This window comes from Myxococcus llanfairpwllgwyngyllgogerychwyrndrobwllllantysiliogogogochensis (assembly GCF_006636215.1).
Taxonomy (GTDB): Bacteria; Myxococcota; Myxococcia; order Myxococcales; family Myxococcaceae; genus Myxococcus; species Myxococcus llanfairpwllgwyngyllgogerychwyrndrobwllllantysiliogogogochensis.
On the sequence record NZ_VIFM01000006.1, the window covers coordinates 1 to 14310 of the forward strand.

General features: G+C 65.3%; 11 protein-coding genes and 1 pseudogene. 8 read left to right on the top strand and 4 right to left on the bottom strand.

Translation table 11 applies throughout. The annotated features are described in order from the left end of the window. Nucleotides 1-215: 215 nt before the first annotated feature. The 3 genes from FJV41_RS02455 (at nucleotide 216) to FJV41_RS02465 (ending at nucleotide 3506) form a co-directional block, all read left to right on the top strand. Nucleotides 216-581, top strand: coding sequence for a TIR domain-containing protein (locus FJV41_RS02455; protein WP_141640761.1), 366 nt, complete (start codon nucleotides 216-218; stop codon nucleotides 579-581). A 78-nt stretch (nucleotides 582-659) separates the two neighbouring features. Then, nucleotides 660-1757 (top strand): IS630 family transposase, encoded by a 1098-nt coding sequence (locus tag FJV41_RS02460; protein WP_438616727.1) that lies wholly within the window; start codon nucleotides 660-662, stop codon nucleotides 1755-1757. A gap of 204 nt (nucleotides 1758-1961) precedes the next feature. After that, nucleotides 1962-3506 (top strand): SIR2 family protein, encoded by a 1545-nt coding sequence (locus FJV41_RS02465; RefSeq protein ID WP_141640762.1) that lies wholly within the window; start codon nucleotides 1962-1964, stop codon nucleotides 3504-3506. Here FJV41_RS02465 and FJV41_RS54910 read toward each other — a convergent pair. Beyond that, nucleotides 3503-3571, bottom strand: a pseudogene (locus tag FJV41_RS54910) (M15 family metallopeptidase); the annotation flags it as partial. The gene FJV41_RS02465 and the pseudogene FJV41_RS54910 sit on opposite strands and share 4 nt — an antisense overlap. Before the next feature lie 425 nt (nucleotides 3572-3996). Between FJV41_RS54910 and FJV41_RS02475 the strand changes: the two are divergent. The 3 genes from FJV41_RS02475 (at nucleotide 3997) to FJV41_RS02485 (ending at nucleotide 6629) form a co-directional block, all read left to right on the top strand. Then, nucleotides 3997-5652, top strand: a complete 1656-nt coding sequence (locus FJV41_RS02475; RefSeq protein WP_141640763.1) for a hypothetical protein — start codon at nucleotides 3997-3999, stop codon at nucleotides 5650-5652. A gap of 91 nt (nucleotides 5653-5743) precedes the next feature. Next, nucleotides 5744-6031, top strand: coding sequence for a hypothetical protein (locus FJV41_RS02480; RefSeq protein WP_181790348.1), 288 nt, complete (start codon nucleotides 5744-5746; stop codon nucleotides 6029-6031). 10 nt (nucleotides 6032-6041) lie between these two features. Continuing rightward, the gene (locus tag FJV41_RS02485; protein ID WP_141640765.1) at nucleotides 6042-6629 is read left to right on the top strand and encodes an imm11 family protein; all 588 of its coding nucleotides are present in this window, start codon (nucleotides 6042-6044) and stop codon (nucleotides 6627-6629) included. A 433-nt stretch (nucleotides 6630-7062) separates the two neighbouring features. Here FJV41_RS02485 and FJV41_RS02490 read toward each other — a convergent pair whose 3' ends face one another. Continuing rightward, a complete protein-coding gene (locus tag FJV41_RS02490; protein ID WP_141640766.1) occupies nucleotides 7063-8982 on the bottom strand; it encodes a hypothetical protein in 1920 nt (639 codons plus the stop codon). Between the two features lie 97 nt (nucleotides 8983-9079). Next, on the bottom strand, nucleotides 9080-9808 hold the full coding sequence (locus FJV41_RS02495) for a leucine-rich repeat domain-containing protein (protein ID WP_141640767.1): 729 nt from the start codon (nucleotides 9806-9808) through the stop codon (nucleotides 9080-9082). A 159-nt stretch (nucleotides 9809-9967) separates the two neighbouring features. Between FJV41_RS02495 and FJV41_RS02500 the strand changes: the two genes are divergently transcribed. Together FJV41_RS02500 and FJV41_RS02505 are read left to right on the top strand one after the other, a co-directional pair. Next, nucleotides 9968-10606 carry a protein phosphatase 2C domain-containing protein gene (locus tag FJV41_RS02500; RefSeq protein WP_141640768.1) on the top strand — a complete coding sequence of 213 codons (639 nt, stop codon included), beginning with the start codon at nucleotides 9968-9970 and terminating at the stop codon, nucleotides 10604-10606. A gap of 106 nt (nucleotides 10607-10712) precedes the next feature. Continuing rightward, nucleotides 10713-11930: an RICIN domain-containing protein gene (locus FJV41_RS02505; protein WP_141640769.1), complete on the top strand. Its 1218-nt coding sequence runs from the start codon at nucleotides 10713-10715 to the stop codon at nucleotides 11928-11930. Nucleotides 11931-12023: 93 nt separating this feature from the next. On the opposite strand, the gene FJV41_RS02510 is transcribed toward FJV41_RS02505, so the two are convergent. Continuing rightward, complete coding sequence (locus tag FJV41_RS02510; protein ID WP_141640770.1) at nucleotides 12024-13703, bottom strand: LVIVD repeat-containing protein; 1680 nt, start codon at nucleotides 13701-13703, stop codon at nucleotides 12024-12026. Nucleotides 13704-14310: the final 607 nt, after the last annotated feature.

Sequence of the window (14310 nt, forward strand, 5' to 3'; positions counted from 1 at the left end):
CATCATCCGCTTCACCATCTGCGCCTTGAATGCGTCTGTGTACGGCACTTCAACCGCCTGCGCTCGCCCCCAGGGCGTCGTCAGCTCGGCACGTCAGCCGAGGCGACATCTTCCCTGACACAGGGGGCCCTACTCGGTGGCCCACCTGCCGGTAGCAAGGTTTCCTCCGCCTCGACCTATACTCAAGGCTTCCCCATGAACCTCGGGAACGTACCTTGAGCGAGTTGCCAGCGAGCCCTCCTAACGTTGCTGACCCGCATCGCGCCCCCTGCCATAAGGCCGACGGCGTCCCGCGCATTTACTTCAGCTTCCACTACGAGTTGGACCACTGGCGTGCGCGCCATATCCGCACCTACCCCCAGCAGGTCGGCCTTGAGGCCGCTGGGTACGTCGACGGCTCACTCGCCGAATCATCCAAGATACTCGACGAGCAACTCCTCCACAGCCGCATCGACGCCTCGCTCCAACAGTGCGCTGCTACCGCCGTTTTGATTGGCACACGCACCTTCGAGCGCAGGTATGTCGCTTATGAAATCCTCCGCAGCCTGGAATGGCGACTGCCCCTAAACCGGAGTTCGTGATTCTCGATCAGGCCGGAGGGCGGGCGGGCGTGAAGTGAGCGGGAAGAGGGAGCAGGGGCACCTCTCGTTCGGCTCTGTGTGCGCAGAAGACCTGAGAGCGAGAAGGCCCTGCCCGAGGGCAAAGGTAGGCAGTGGCTGAAGAGGAAGCAGCGCCAGGCGCTGCTGCGATGGGGCGAGAAGAGCGGCTGCCCGCTCACCATGCGACGGTGCATGGCGGTGGCTGCGGTGGGGAGGGGTGCCTCGTGCAACGCAGCAGCCCGGGACTTGGGCTGCGCCACCTCCACCGTCGTCAGCGCGGTGCGCCGCTACCGGGAGGACGGACGCGGAGCGCTGCGAGACAGGAGGGAGGGCAACGGCCAGCGCAAGGTCGACGAGCGATTCCGAGAGAGGCTGGCGCGGGTACTGGTGGGAACGCCCGAGGACTGGGGCTGGTGCCGGCCCACCTGGACACGGGAGTTGCTGTGCTTGGAGCTTGAGCGCCGGGGGCTGCCCCAGGTGTCCGTGGCGACCATGGGACGCGCGCTCACCTGGCTCGGCGCGAGGCGCAAGGCGGCCAGGCCCATCGTCGAGTGTCCCTGGCCCGCCTGGAAGCGTCGGCGCCGGCTCTACGAGTTGAAGTGCCTGCACGCCCACAAGCCCCCCGAAGAGCCCGTGCTCCACGTGGATGAGGTGGACATCCATCTCAACCCCAAGGTGGGACACGACTGGTGTCTTCCGGGGCAGCGCCGGGTGATGGTGACACCGGGCAACAACCAGAAGCGCTTCCTGGCCGGAGCGTTGAATGTCCGGACGGGGAAGCTGACGTGGGTGGAGGGCAAATCCAAGGCCAGCGACCTCTTCATCCAGTTGCTCTGGCGCCTCGCGGGTGAATACCGGCGCGCTCGCCGCATCCACCTCGTGCTGGACAATGCTGCGGTCCACACCAGCCAGAAGACTCGCAAGGCCCTTGCCCAACTTGGAGGGCGCATCGTGCTCCACTTCCTGCCGCCCTACTGTCCCCAGGGCAACCGCATCGAGCGCGTGTGGCTGGACCTGCACGCCAACGTCACGCGAAACCACCGCTGCCGCACCATGGACCAGCTCATGGTGCGGGTACATGCCTACCTCAACGCGCGGAATGCACAGCGCTCTGCCTGTCCATCCCTGCGCCGAGCCGACCTCAGGCGTGCCTCCTGACGTCGTGCGAGAATCGAGATCGTTGGTTTAGTCGGCATCTTCATTGACGAGCTGCGAGATCATGCAGGGAGACTGGGTTGTAGAGGGCCGCTCCCACCGCACCTGGCAGCCCATCGCATCCTCTGTTTTCCATGGGACCCACTCCACTTCAAGTTGTGGCTTACCTCCCACCTCATCATCCCCAACCTCAAAGGATAGGACTCCGTGGCCTCGGTCGAGTATTTGCTGTCGCAGTACGTCCGCGCGCTCATTGACGGCTCGGCGGCCGTGTTCGTGGGCGCGGGGCTCTCCGTTCCAGGGGGCTTCTCATCCTGGAAGGAGTTGCTGCGCGATGTGGCCTCCCAGCTCCGGCTGGACGTCGACCAGGAGCATGACCTGCTCGCAGTGGCCCAGTACTGTGTGAACGAGAACGCAGGGCGCGGCCAGATTAACGAGCTGCTTCTGCGGGAGTTCACCCGCCGCGCAAGGCCCACCCCCAACCACGACCTGCTCGCCAAGCTTCCCCTCCAGAGAATCTGGACAACCAACTACGACACGTTGCTTGAGGAGGCCCTCCAGCGGCAGAAGAAACGGTTCGAGAAGAAGGTCACTTCCGAGGACCTCACGAGCACGCTCCCCGGTAGGGCCACCACCGTCTTCAAGATGCATGGGGACATCTCGGCCCCCCACCGCACGATCCTCACCCGGGACGACTACGAGAACTATGAGCGGACCCACCCGCTCTTCATTGACCTGCTCCGAGGGGACCTCGCCTCGAAGACCTTCCTCTTCCTGGGCTTCAGCTTCTCGGACCCCAACATCGACTATGTGCTGGGGCGCCTGCGCGTCCTGCTGGGGCAGAACCGCAGGGACCACTTCTACATCACCCGGTGCTTCACCCTCGCGGACTTCAAGAATCACCCAGGCAGCGAGGCGGACAAGCGCGCGAAGTTTCGGTACGAGCGCCACAAACAGCAACTGCGCATCAATGACCTGAAGCGCTACGGCATCCAGACCGTGCTCGTGGATGACTACGCGGGCATCACCCTCATCCTCGAGGAGATCAGCCGACGGTACGCTCGGAAATCCATCCTGATTTCCGGCAGCGCCACCATCTTCGAGCCACTCACCCAGAGCTACGTCGAGGACATCTGCCGGATGCTTGGGGAGCGGCTGATTGCCACGGGGCTGCGCCTGCTGTCGGGCACCGGCCTGGGCATCGGGAGTGCCGTGGTCACGGGAGCAATGACCGAAATCTACAAGGAGCAGACCGAGATTGGCGATCGCTTGATGCTCGTCCACTTCCCCCAGGACATCCCTGCTGCACAGCGGAAGCTTGCCTACGAGCAGTACCGCCAGGAGCTGGTCTCAAAGGCCGGCTACACCGTCTTCATCTGCGGCAACAAGGTGGGAGCGGACGGGAGCATCCAGAACGCCGAGGGCGTCCAGAAGGAGTTCGAGCTCACCCAGTCGTTCCGGCACTTCCCCATCCCGATTGGCTGCTCGGGACATGTGGCGCAGGACATCTGGAAGAAGGTCAATGCCGACTTGGCGGGCTTCTTTCCCGGATATGACGTCGCCTCGTTCTTCCAGGTCCTCAACGACAAGAACGCGGGGCCCCAGGGCATCGTCAACGCCGTCATGGACATCATCCGCGTCACACAACGCCCCCCCACCCGTCCGTGGAGCGTGCTCACCGATGACCCGGAGTGCCTCTCCGTCGCGGCCATGAAGCAGCAGCCGGAGACGAACTCTCACGGCGCTCCCTAGTAGCCGCTGGCGTATTGGAAGTGCATCGGGTCGAAGTTGCTCTTGAAGTCACCGCCCCAGGTGTAGCGTCACTCAGACGCCTGCAGCGCTACCGTTGGGCTTCCACGAACCTCCCTGGAGAACCGTGCGCCCCTGATTCCGTCTCGAAAATGTCTCCAAGTCTGGAGGGGACTCCGGGCGACAGGCGGGACGGGCGAGGACTGCCTCGTGGACTCGAAGTGCCCGGATTTACTCACGAATCAGCGAAGGGCATGCGCCGTCGCAGGTTTAGGGCGCCCCGTGTCCACGGGTTCAAATCCTGTCTCCCCGACCATTTTTGACGGGCTGGAGATCTTCACGGATCTCCAGCCCGTTTCCGTTTCAGGCCGGTCATGTTCATCTGCCGGGTCCGTTGACCCTTGGGCCGCGTGACGGGCCATCCGTCAGGGGGCGCGAGAGGGTTCCTGCCCCCGCTCGGGTGGTACTCTCGAGGCATTCGAGGGCCACGCCAATGCCTGTCGCCAAGATGACGGATGCCTCCCCGCTGACGGACCCCAAAGGGGCGACCGCCCCCCACCTGAAGGGCATCTCGGGGCGAGCAAACACGACCCAGCCCCTCACCGATCGGTCCTACAAAATCCTCCGGGAGCGGCTCGAAAAGCAGGAGCGGCTCTCCCTCGAGGAGCCCATCCAGAACGGAATCCCCAAGCTGGGCTTGCTGCTGGACCGCGCGAAGCTCCCGAGGGCCATTGGCGTGAAGATGGCGGACCTGACCGAGTCCTACAGCCAGCAGATGTGGGCGTTGGTCGAGGCCGCGCTCTCCGTCGAGCGGGACGAGGACGAGCCGTTCGGCCCGGAACTCGAGGGCGTGCTTGAGAAGAGCCGTGTCACCGCGCGGCGGTTCCAGGATGCCCTGGATGAAATCGAACGGTGCTTCGTCTTACTCCGCCAGGAGAGCTCCGAGGCCGTCCGGAACGCGGCGGCGGCCATCTTCGGCATGAACACCGACGACGACACCAAGTTCCAGCTGATGAACGTGCTGTTCGACCGCTACGACGTCGCGTACAGCCACACCATCGAGGACGATGTGGTCACCGACTATTTCTCCACGCTCACGCCCCGACAGACCCTCCTCCCTTTGCTGAAAGGGTCGAATGTCTACAGGAACAAGCAGAACACCTTCGCCCATCTGCTGGCGGTTTCGACCAAGAAAAACAACTCCGATGAGCGCATGACCTGGGCGAAGACTGATCAGGGCACCACCATCGAAATGAAGTACCAGGTCCCGCCGAAGTTCGACACCAGCGTCTTCAGCGACCATGCGGGCTTCGTCTCCAAATTCTCATGCCAGGGGGCCCCGCCCCTCTTCATCTATTACCACTCGCTGGAGCACGGGCATCAGCACACCAACACCCGGACCGCGTGGAACTATGGCTCCCAGTCGAGCCTCAATTTCTTCAAGCAGGGCTCGGGGAAGTTCGACCCCGAGAAGTCCTCCAAGCTCGCCGTGCATGACCATCGTGAGGCCTTCCTTGACAGCCTCCATCAGGAACTCGATTTCCTGCTCGGCATCGCCCGGAACGAGCAGGCCAATGTCCTGGTCGTCGTAGGAGAGTGCTCGCTCGCCATCCACAAGGGCATCCTCGAGAGCATCCTGTATCGTGTCCAGAACGACCTGGACCTCAATGACATCCACAGTGTCTCCGAGGACTCGGTGAACGTGTATGGCGCGAAGACGCAGGCCCCGGACTTCGACTTGAGATTCGAGAACGCCAGCAAGTCCGAGTACAAGGGCGGGAAGCTTGTCGCCGGCATGGGCGTCCACGCCTTGACGGGGTACCTGTTTCTCAACACCAGCAACCCATCCCCCGGCATTGAAATCGAAGCCTCGTTGCTGACCCTCGCGGACGGCACCCGACAGAATCTGCTCACTTTGAAATATGGGCCCAGCGATGAGTTGCACGCCATGACGCACCTCCTCAACGGCAAGGAGGACGCGCTCGCCGGGGAGCTGAAACGCAGCGGCTATGTGACGGTGGGCGGGGATTTGAACAACCTGACCCTCGGCACGGAGTTGGTAGAGACTTGCGACAGGGAGGGCCGTCGCTTGAGCATGGGCAGCAACTCCACTGCCACGGAGATGTACGACAAGATTGTGGTCCTCTGACTCGACGGTTGCGGAGCAAGCTGTATGCGCTCCTTTGTCAGGAAGTACGCGCGAGGAGACGAGATTCTCGTCTGGTCCAGGTCTGATTCAGGTGCCGCGGCTTCTGGTCTTCTCATCCACCCAGGGCATGGTCCTGCTGCCCCAGCAGGAGTTCGAGGCGCTCATCGTGGGGCTGCCGGCCCACGTTGTCTATCAGTCATCCTTGCAGAGCCGGCTGCGCGATTTGCGGCAGAAGATCGACCGTGCCATCCGGCAGGAGAAGCATCCCAAGGACATCAAGGCCGACATCCTCGCGGACCTGAACAGCCTGTCGGAGGACCTGCTCGAGCAGGTCAAGAGCATGAGCGCTGGGGTGCAGCTCACCGCCGCCAGCGTCTGAGCCACGAACCATGACCTACTCCTTTTACACCTTGGGGCCCTCCCTGGACCCGCGAGCCGTGCAGGTCGTCGACCTTCCCGACAGGGTCGAGGACTACTTCTACCTGAGCGATGGCGTTCCCTGTGCCTCCTATGTGCCGCCAACGACAGAGCTTGGCTTCTACGAGGGGGCGGGCGACATGCTCACGGACTTCATCGACAACCCGGACCGCATGCTCTACGCGTCCCAGCGCGTACAGGACGTGCTGAAGAGTCGGGGACTGGTGGGCGCGGCTGTCGAGCTGCTGCCTTTCGTCCTGCTGGACAAGCGCGGCCGTCGCGTCCGTGAGTCTTATGCCATTGTGAACCCATTGGTGCGGGTGTCGTGTCTGGACTTCGAGCGCTCGAAGTACCGACGTACCGCCAGCGACCCGAACGAGCTGGCCGAGGTCAAGCTGCTGCACGTGCGAGAAGATGCCGTCCCTGAAGATGCCCAGCTCTTCCGGCTGGGCGAGCTCCCGAGGCTCATGGTGCTACGCTCCGACCTGCTCGAGGCCTTCCAGCAGGCGGGGCTCTCCGGACTCGCGGTCCACCTCGCGGGCAAGACAATTCCGGGCTGAGGCACCTGCTCCATGGACTCGGTCCTCGACAACGTTCTCTTCCTGCTGGGCCAGCGGATGCCCAGGCTCCAGGCCTCGGCGAAGCCGGATGCGAGGCTGACGCTGGAGGCAGCGGCCCCCGCGCGTTGAGGGCGGCATCCTCCACGACGTCATCATGTCCACGTCCATGGTGGACCGTGCCGACAACGCGGTATCCCCAGGTTGGTGGGCCGTCGGGCCAGACGCTCTACAGCTTGCAGGTCGTGATGGTGGAGTCGTAGGGCGTTCCGCGGACTCCTGCTCTCGTGTGGGAGGCCGTCGGGCGATATCTAGCAGCCTGTCGAAGCAATCAGGGTTGGAGCCAGAGATACCACCCGCCATCGCTTGCAACCTCGACACCCCGCGCGTCCCATCCTGAATTCAGACGCGCGCCGTTTCACGTGAAGGCGTGGCCTCACCCGCCATAGGGCGCGGTGAACTCACCCCAGCGGTTGTTGGGTTGCAGGCCCGTGCCGGGATTCTCCCGGCGATTGGCCTCGGTGCGCAGCTCCCGGGCCGCCGCGGCCAGCGCCTCGATGGACCTCACCCGCGCGTTGATGTCCGCGTCCTCCGCGCCCTCCAGCCTGAGAATCCAGGTCCGCATGAAGCGGACGGCGTAGAGCACCTCGGTGCGGTCGAAAACCTCACCCGTCCGCGTCAGGTCCTCCTCCACGAGATAGATGAACATCCGGGCGAAGTTGGCGAACATCCGGTCATGGACCGGACGTCTGCGATTGCCCGAGGGCGGCGGGCTGAAGTTGTCGCGCAATTGCTTGAAGCTGAAGGTGCGCACGCTGGCCAGCTTCCCCGTCCCGGCCCGGAAGCCCTCCGCCTCCATCCACCCCTGGGCGGACGACTTCTCCACGGCCATCTTCGCGAAGACGAAGGCGTGGTGGACGTCATAGAAGGGCAGCAGCACCGACTCCAGGTAGTCACCGATGAAGGTGGCGAAGCTGTCTCCCTCGTAGAGCAGCGCGGGGTCCCTGAGGAAGGACATCACGAACCACGTCTGCTGGAAGACCTGGCTCTGCTTGATTCGAGCCTCGGTGTAGGACGGCGTGTCGTGGATGGTCTGGTCGATGATGGGCGGCAGCAACGTGCAGGGATGGTTGGTGGCGTTGCAGGCCGTCTGCGCGGAGCGGGCCAGCGGCTGGATGCGCAGGTGGTCTCCGGTCTCCCAGATGGGATTGCGGGCGATGACCTTCTCCAGGTGGTCGGGGATTCGGGGCGTCCCGCCGCTCGAGTCCACATCCACCAGGAAGTCCGGGTGGCGGTGGGTGCCGTGCCGCAGCATGTGCTGGAACACCTGGAGGGAGCGGTACTTCAGCCGCATCCACTCGCAGGCGCGTGGGTAGTCCTCCAGCCGCGCGCCGCCGAGGTCCGGATTGCACTCCGTCAGGTCCTTCGCGGCGTCGTAGTAGCCCCAGAGGTTCTGGTCCGTGGGCTGGCTCAGGTAGGCGTCCACCCGCTGATACCACTCCTCACGCACGGCGGCGCGAGGGCTCGAGGCGAGGTCGGGGAACCACTCGAAGACGGAGCGGTGCTCGTTTCCATGGAAGCCATCCTCGGCGAGATGGTCGAACGGCAGCCCCAGCCGCAGGTGGCGCAGGTCGATGGCGTGCAACTCGTCATAGGCCTGCCGCGCCTTGGCCAGCGAGTCGATGCGCCCGGTGGCCCACAGCAGCTTCCGGTCACCCACGAGGTGGTCCATGAAGGCCTCGTCGCGCTCGCTCTGCGCGGCGGAGTCGTGGACGGGGAGGCCCGGCGTCCGGGCGGCGAAGGGCTCATAGGCGGGCTGGAGCGGCCGGAAGCGCGCCGGATGAAGCAGTCGCGTCATCCCGTGTCGTTGCCGCACCACCCGGACCAGTTCGATGATGGCGCTGGCCCGGGCCTCGTCGACGTGTGTCACCGCTCGGCGGCGGAGGTCCGCGTCCGTGTAGCCCACTCGCGCCAGCTCGATGGCGTCCGGGCTGTGGCAGCCAGCACACGCACCTCGCGTGCCCTCGTAGCGCCAGGCGTTGAGCCCCGCCGAATAGCGCGCCGCCAACTCCTCCTCGGTGAGCGCGTTCGCTGGGACGTAGGGCGTGCCGCACCGGGCATCGGTGCCAGGCGGCTCCGGGCAGAGCAGGGACTCCGGATAGGCGACGGCCTCCGGGACAGGATCCACCGAGGGGGGCGGCGGGAGGGGGATCTCCTTCTCCTCGGACGGCGGAGACACCGGCGGGCCGGAGTCACTACAGGCCGCGAGGACGACCAGCAACCCCACCGCGAAGAGCCACCTCGCCGCCTCGCATCGGGATGCACTGCGGGAGTGGCTGCGCTTGACGGAGGGCATGAGCTCATTCCACCATGCCCTGGGGACTCCGCGTCAATTCAATGGCCCTCGAAACCTGCCCATGTGGGCTGGCAATAGGGCGTGCCTCCCCGTTGAATCAGAACAGGTAGCGCACGCCACGTTTGTCCCACTCCTTCAGAATCCGTTCGTTGAACGGTTCCGATTCGTCCCAGCTCAGGCGCACCTCCCGCAGGGATGGCAACTCCAGCAGAAAATCGGGCGACCGCCCCAGGCAGTTGCTGTCCAGTTCGAGCAACTCCAGTCGTTTCAACTGGGTGAGGGTTTCGGGCAAGGCTTCCAGGGCGCCGCCAGCCAGTCTCAACTGTCGGAGGTTCGTGAGGTTGCCGATTTTCGGTGAGAGTCTGCGGAGTGGGTCCGAGACATAAAGCACTTCCAGGCTCCGCAGCGAAAAGACCTCGTCAGGCAACTCCTCCAGGCCGTTCTCCCAGAGGTCGAGCCTCCGGAGATGGGTGTAGCGCGCCAGTTCTGGAGAAAGAGAGGCCTTCGGGAATCCACCCAGGTCGAGCTGTTCCACGGCCTCAATCGCCGCCAGGGGCGAGGGCACCAGGTCCTCCTGCTCATTCATCAGCGCGATTCGGTACTCCAAGCCACTCCGCGCAACCCTTGTCACATCAGGCTCTTCGGCATTGGCGTAGGTCATCCGCCAGATGGAGTCGAACAGCTCGAGCAGCGGCGACAGCGTGGGGAATTCAGGAAGAAGGTCGAGCGCCTGCCGCACCTGCGCCGGCTCGGAGCTCTTCAGGAGCTGTTTGATTTCCTGTTCGGAGCCGGGTGCATTCATTCGCGCGAGCGTACCCTCGAACACGCGTGCACCTCGACTACCGCCCCTGCGTCAGGGAAGGTGCCGGCTCGGCTGACCCGGCTGAGTTGACCACCCGACGTGGACTCTGGATGACAAACCTGTCGCCAGGTACCCGCCGCCGCGCGGCTGATGGCATGAGAAGCTCGTCCAGGATCGCGACACATGAGCGATTTCGAAACGGCGTGGCATGTGGAACCGGCGGGCAAGACGGGTGCGGACCGTGTGCGAGTCCTGACGCGAGGGGACGCGACGGTGCTCGTGGTGGCGGATGGGGCGGGGAACTCACGACGTGGCGCCGAGGCCGCGGAGGCCGTGCTGCGTGGCGTCCAGGACGCCGTGGAGGCCGGGGCCGACGTGGAGCGCGCGGAGACCTGGCGCGAGGTGCTGGGGCGGTGCGACGCGGAGCGGATGGCCTCGGGACAGGGAGGGGAAACCACCGCCGTGGTCGCCTGTGTCACCCCGCGGCGCGTGGTGGGGGCCAGCGTGGGGGACTCGGAGCTGTGGCTGTTCCAGGGCGGCGAATCGACCGCGCTGACGGAGCATCAACACCGCAAGCCCCTGCTCGGCAGCGGGCAGGCGCGGCCCGTCACCTTCGAATTCGCGTGGCGAGGTGGCGTCCTCCTCGGCGCGTCGGACGGCTTGTTCAGGTACGCCGACCTTCGGCGCATCCAGGCGCAAGTGAGCCTCTCCGACGCGAACGCCGCGGTGCTCGCGCTGGCCGCGCTGCCTCGACTCGCGAGCGGCGCGCTCCCGGATGACGTGGGGCTGGTCCTGTGCCGCCCGAGCGCTCCACGCCCCTGACTCCGTCCTCGGTGCGACGGAGTCTCGTCGTTCGTCGAGCAGCCGCTCCTGGAGTCGCCAGCGTGGAGGGTAGCCGCCGCCAGCCACACGGAGAGTAGGATGAGGCATGCCCTCTCCAAAATGGCTCCTCCTGGCCGCCCTGGCATTCGCTTGCGTCGCCTCCGCGGCCAGCCCCGTCCCCACCTATCAAACCCAGACTCTCGAGGGCTGGACGGTTCGCATCGATGACCGCCTGATGGCAGGGGCGAACAGGCCCCTGACGGAAAAGGCGCTGGTGCTCCTGGCGGCGCAGCTCAAGGAGGTCATCCGGATTGTCCCCGCGGGCCCCGTGGCTCAGCTCCGCAAGGTGACGCTGTGGCTGTCGCCGCCCTATCCCAACGAGCCGGAGGCGGCTCGGTACCATGCGGGCGATGTCTTGCTGCGCCGGAGTGGTCGCAGCCTGACGATGCTGAAGAGCATCGAGTTCACGAACGTCCTCATCTTCGAGAAGGAAACCCGGCGGATGCCCATATTCGTGCTCCACGAGCTCAGCCATGCCTATCACGACCATGTGCTCGGCGAGCACGCCGGCATCGAGGCGGCCTATGCGCGCGCGAGGGAAAACAAGAGCTACGACTGTGTGGAGCGCTGGCGTGGGCCCGAGGTGCCCATCACGTTCGAGCGTGCCTATGCCATGACCGATGATTGGGAGTACTTCGCGGAGACCTCGGAGGCGCTCTTCGGACGCAACGACTACTATCCCTTCACACGTGAAGACTTGGCCAGGCACGACCCGGGCATGCTCGCGCTGCTCCAGCAGGTGTGGCAACTGCCCACGACCACGGCACCCACCCCGCCCACGACCTCCACTCCTCCGCCGGTGTCCGCCCCCGTCGATGCCCGCTGCTACTACCGGTTGACGACCCTGTGGCAGGGCGATGGCATGTCGCTGGACATCATCGGGGACGGCAAGGCCAACAACACCCCCATCCTCGCCACGACGGGCAGATACACGGGGCAGCTGTGGAAACTGACTCCGGAGGCCAACGGCTTCTACCGACTGACGACCCAGTGGCGTGGGACCAGCCTGTCCCTGGCCAACACCGCTGGCAATCGCCCCCTCCTCGTCAAATCGGCGGCTGTTCCGGAGCAGCGATGGAAGCTGACTCCGGAGCCCAACGGCATCTACAGGCTGACGACCCAGGCGCAGGGCGACGTGCTGTCGCTCGACATCGTCAATGACAGCAGGGCCAACAACATCCCCATCCTCGCCAAGACAAGCTGCAATGACTCGGGGCAGTTGTGGAAGCTGACCCCCGAGCGCCCTGTCGAGGATGAGCCGTGAGCGAGGAGCGGCAGGCCATGGGCCCCTTGCTACCCGCCTTCGCTCTACTCCTGCGCATGTCCATTCCTGGCCGCGCCTTCCCCGGATGTCTGGCTAGAGCTCGTTCATGATGAGCAGGCCGCGCGACGAATCGATGATGTACACGGAGCCATCGCCGGGTACGCGGATGCCGATGGCTCCCTCGAAGACGTCGTCGGTGCGCCCCGGGTCCGTCTCGTGGTGTGTATTGTAATAGGCCACCTGCCGGGGCTGTGTGGGGTTGGACACGTCCAGCACGCGCACGCCCTCCTGATACCAGGCGACGTACAGGCGCGTGCCCACCAGAAGGATGTTGTGGATGGAGGTCGTGGGCCGGAGCTTGAACTCGCCGATCTTCACGATGTGCGCCGGGTCGCTGGCGTCCAGCACGCGCAGGTGTGCGCCATGGTTCTCGCCGCCCTCGAAGACGATGGTTCGCCCGGCGAAGGTGCCCACGGCGTTGTGGTGGGCGGTGGTGTTTGGGTATGTGTAGGTCCCCAGCAGCTTCATGTTGTTCGGGTTCTCGACGTCGACGACCTTGAGGCCGCCCTCGAAGTGGCTGATGTAGAGCTTGCCCTGGTAGGCGAAGGCGTCATGGGCCCCGTCGTAGGGCCCCACCAGGGGAAGGGCGAGACGCTGGAGCATCACTGGCTCTAGCGGTTCGGACACGTCGAACACGAGCGTGTTGCTCGAGGGCCAGAGTCCCATGCCGTAGAGGCGGTCCCCGTCCACCAGCACGGTGTGCACGGCGAAGGGGGCGCTGGATGGCACGCGGCGCACGAGCCGAGGGTCCGCGGGGTTGGAGATGTCGAAGACGACGATGCCAGTGTCCTGACTGGCGACGTACAGCGCGTTCCCCTTGGCCCACACGCTGTTCCAGAGCTGGTCGTCTGGGAGGCTGATGAGCTTCTTCAGCACGGGCTTGCGGCGGTCCGTCACGTCGAAGACGGTGATGCCGCCCGGCTTGCCCGGGCGAAGGTAGGCGTTGGCGGAGACGACGTAGGCGTGGTTGTTCGCGACGTAGATGTCCAACGGGGTGCCCTGCTCGACGTACGTTTCCGACACGAGCTCCAGGCCGCCGGCGGACTCATCCTCGCCTTCACGCCACAGCATGCGGTGGGCGTCGGCGGTGGCCCGCTGCACCACCCGGCCGTTGACGCACCGGGCGAAGCAGCCCGTGAAGTAGCGGTTGCTGGGCGCCTCACATCCCGCCAGCACGGTGGTGGTGCTGCCCCCGTCCCGGGACAGCGTGTGGGTGCCGAGGAGCAGGCTGTCCGCGTCGCGCTCCTCGTGAGTGACGGGCGCGTAGTAGAACCTGCTGGGGCCGCCATCGCCGATGAGGCCCATTGTCACGGTGGAGTACGAGCCGCCCACTCCGCCATCCGCCAGCGCGAATTCCCGCCGCAGCCGGACATGGTAGATGCCGTCTTTCGGGACGTTGGCGAGCGTTCGGGCGTCGCAGGCGGACAGGTCGAAGATGGCCGGGTCGAGGCAGCCTCCAGCGGGGCTCTCGCCCACCTGAGGCACGAGCGCGCAGGACGAGAGCACGCCGGGGTCACCCGTGCCGTCTCCCAGCTCCTCCAGCACGGTGTACGTGCCGTCCCAGGGCGGCGTCCCGGAGTCGGGTGTGCCCGAATCCCCGGGGACGCCTGCATCGGGCGTGGGCTGGGGCGAGTCTCGGCAGCCTGGAGCCGAGGAGAGCAGCAGGCTCCACGTGAGGAAGAGCACCCAGGACGAGCGAGAGGAGGACAGCATCGGGGAACCTCGAGGGGAGACGCCATGCATGATTGCGGGCATCACGATCAAAGTGGCTGCCCCTTTGAATTCGCTCTGCTCGTGGGAACACTTGCTCCGTGAAGGGGAACGAGGCGTGCGCGGTGGGGAATAAGCGCGCGACGGCCCGTCTGGTTTCGCGCTTGCACGTCAAGCGGCCCCTCACTCCTCGCCAGGGTCTGCGCCACCGCTCCCGTCACCCCGACCCCTGTTGATGGGCTGGAGCGCTTCGCGAATCTCCAGCCCGTTCGATTCGCTCCCAATGCCCCGGTGACTTGTAGAGGGAGATGTCGGTTTCAAGCAGCGCATTCCGCAGCGCCTCTGTCTGCCCGCTCTCCTCGTAGTTCACAGGCTGGATTCCGTTAGCGTCGGCGATCTGCAGCTCACCATTCCAGGAGATTACGGCCACGCGGACACCCTTCGACTTGCAAGACTGGACCAGTCCATCGTCCCCGGCATAGATGCCAGGCACCTCCTGCATCGCGCGTAGACGTCGTTTGGAGCCGCGTCCCGGTCGGCCATCAGTCGGTGCGCTGACGTGGTAGTTCTCGGCGGCTGGTGGAGGACGGCAATCATGCTCCATGCGTTG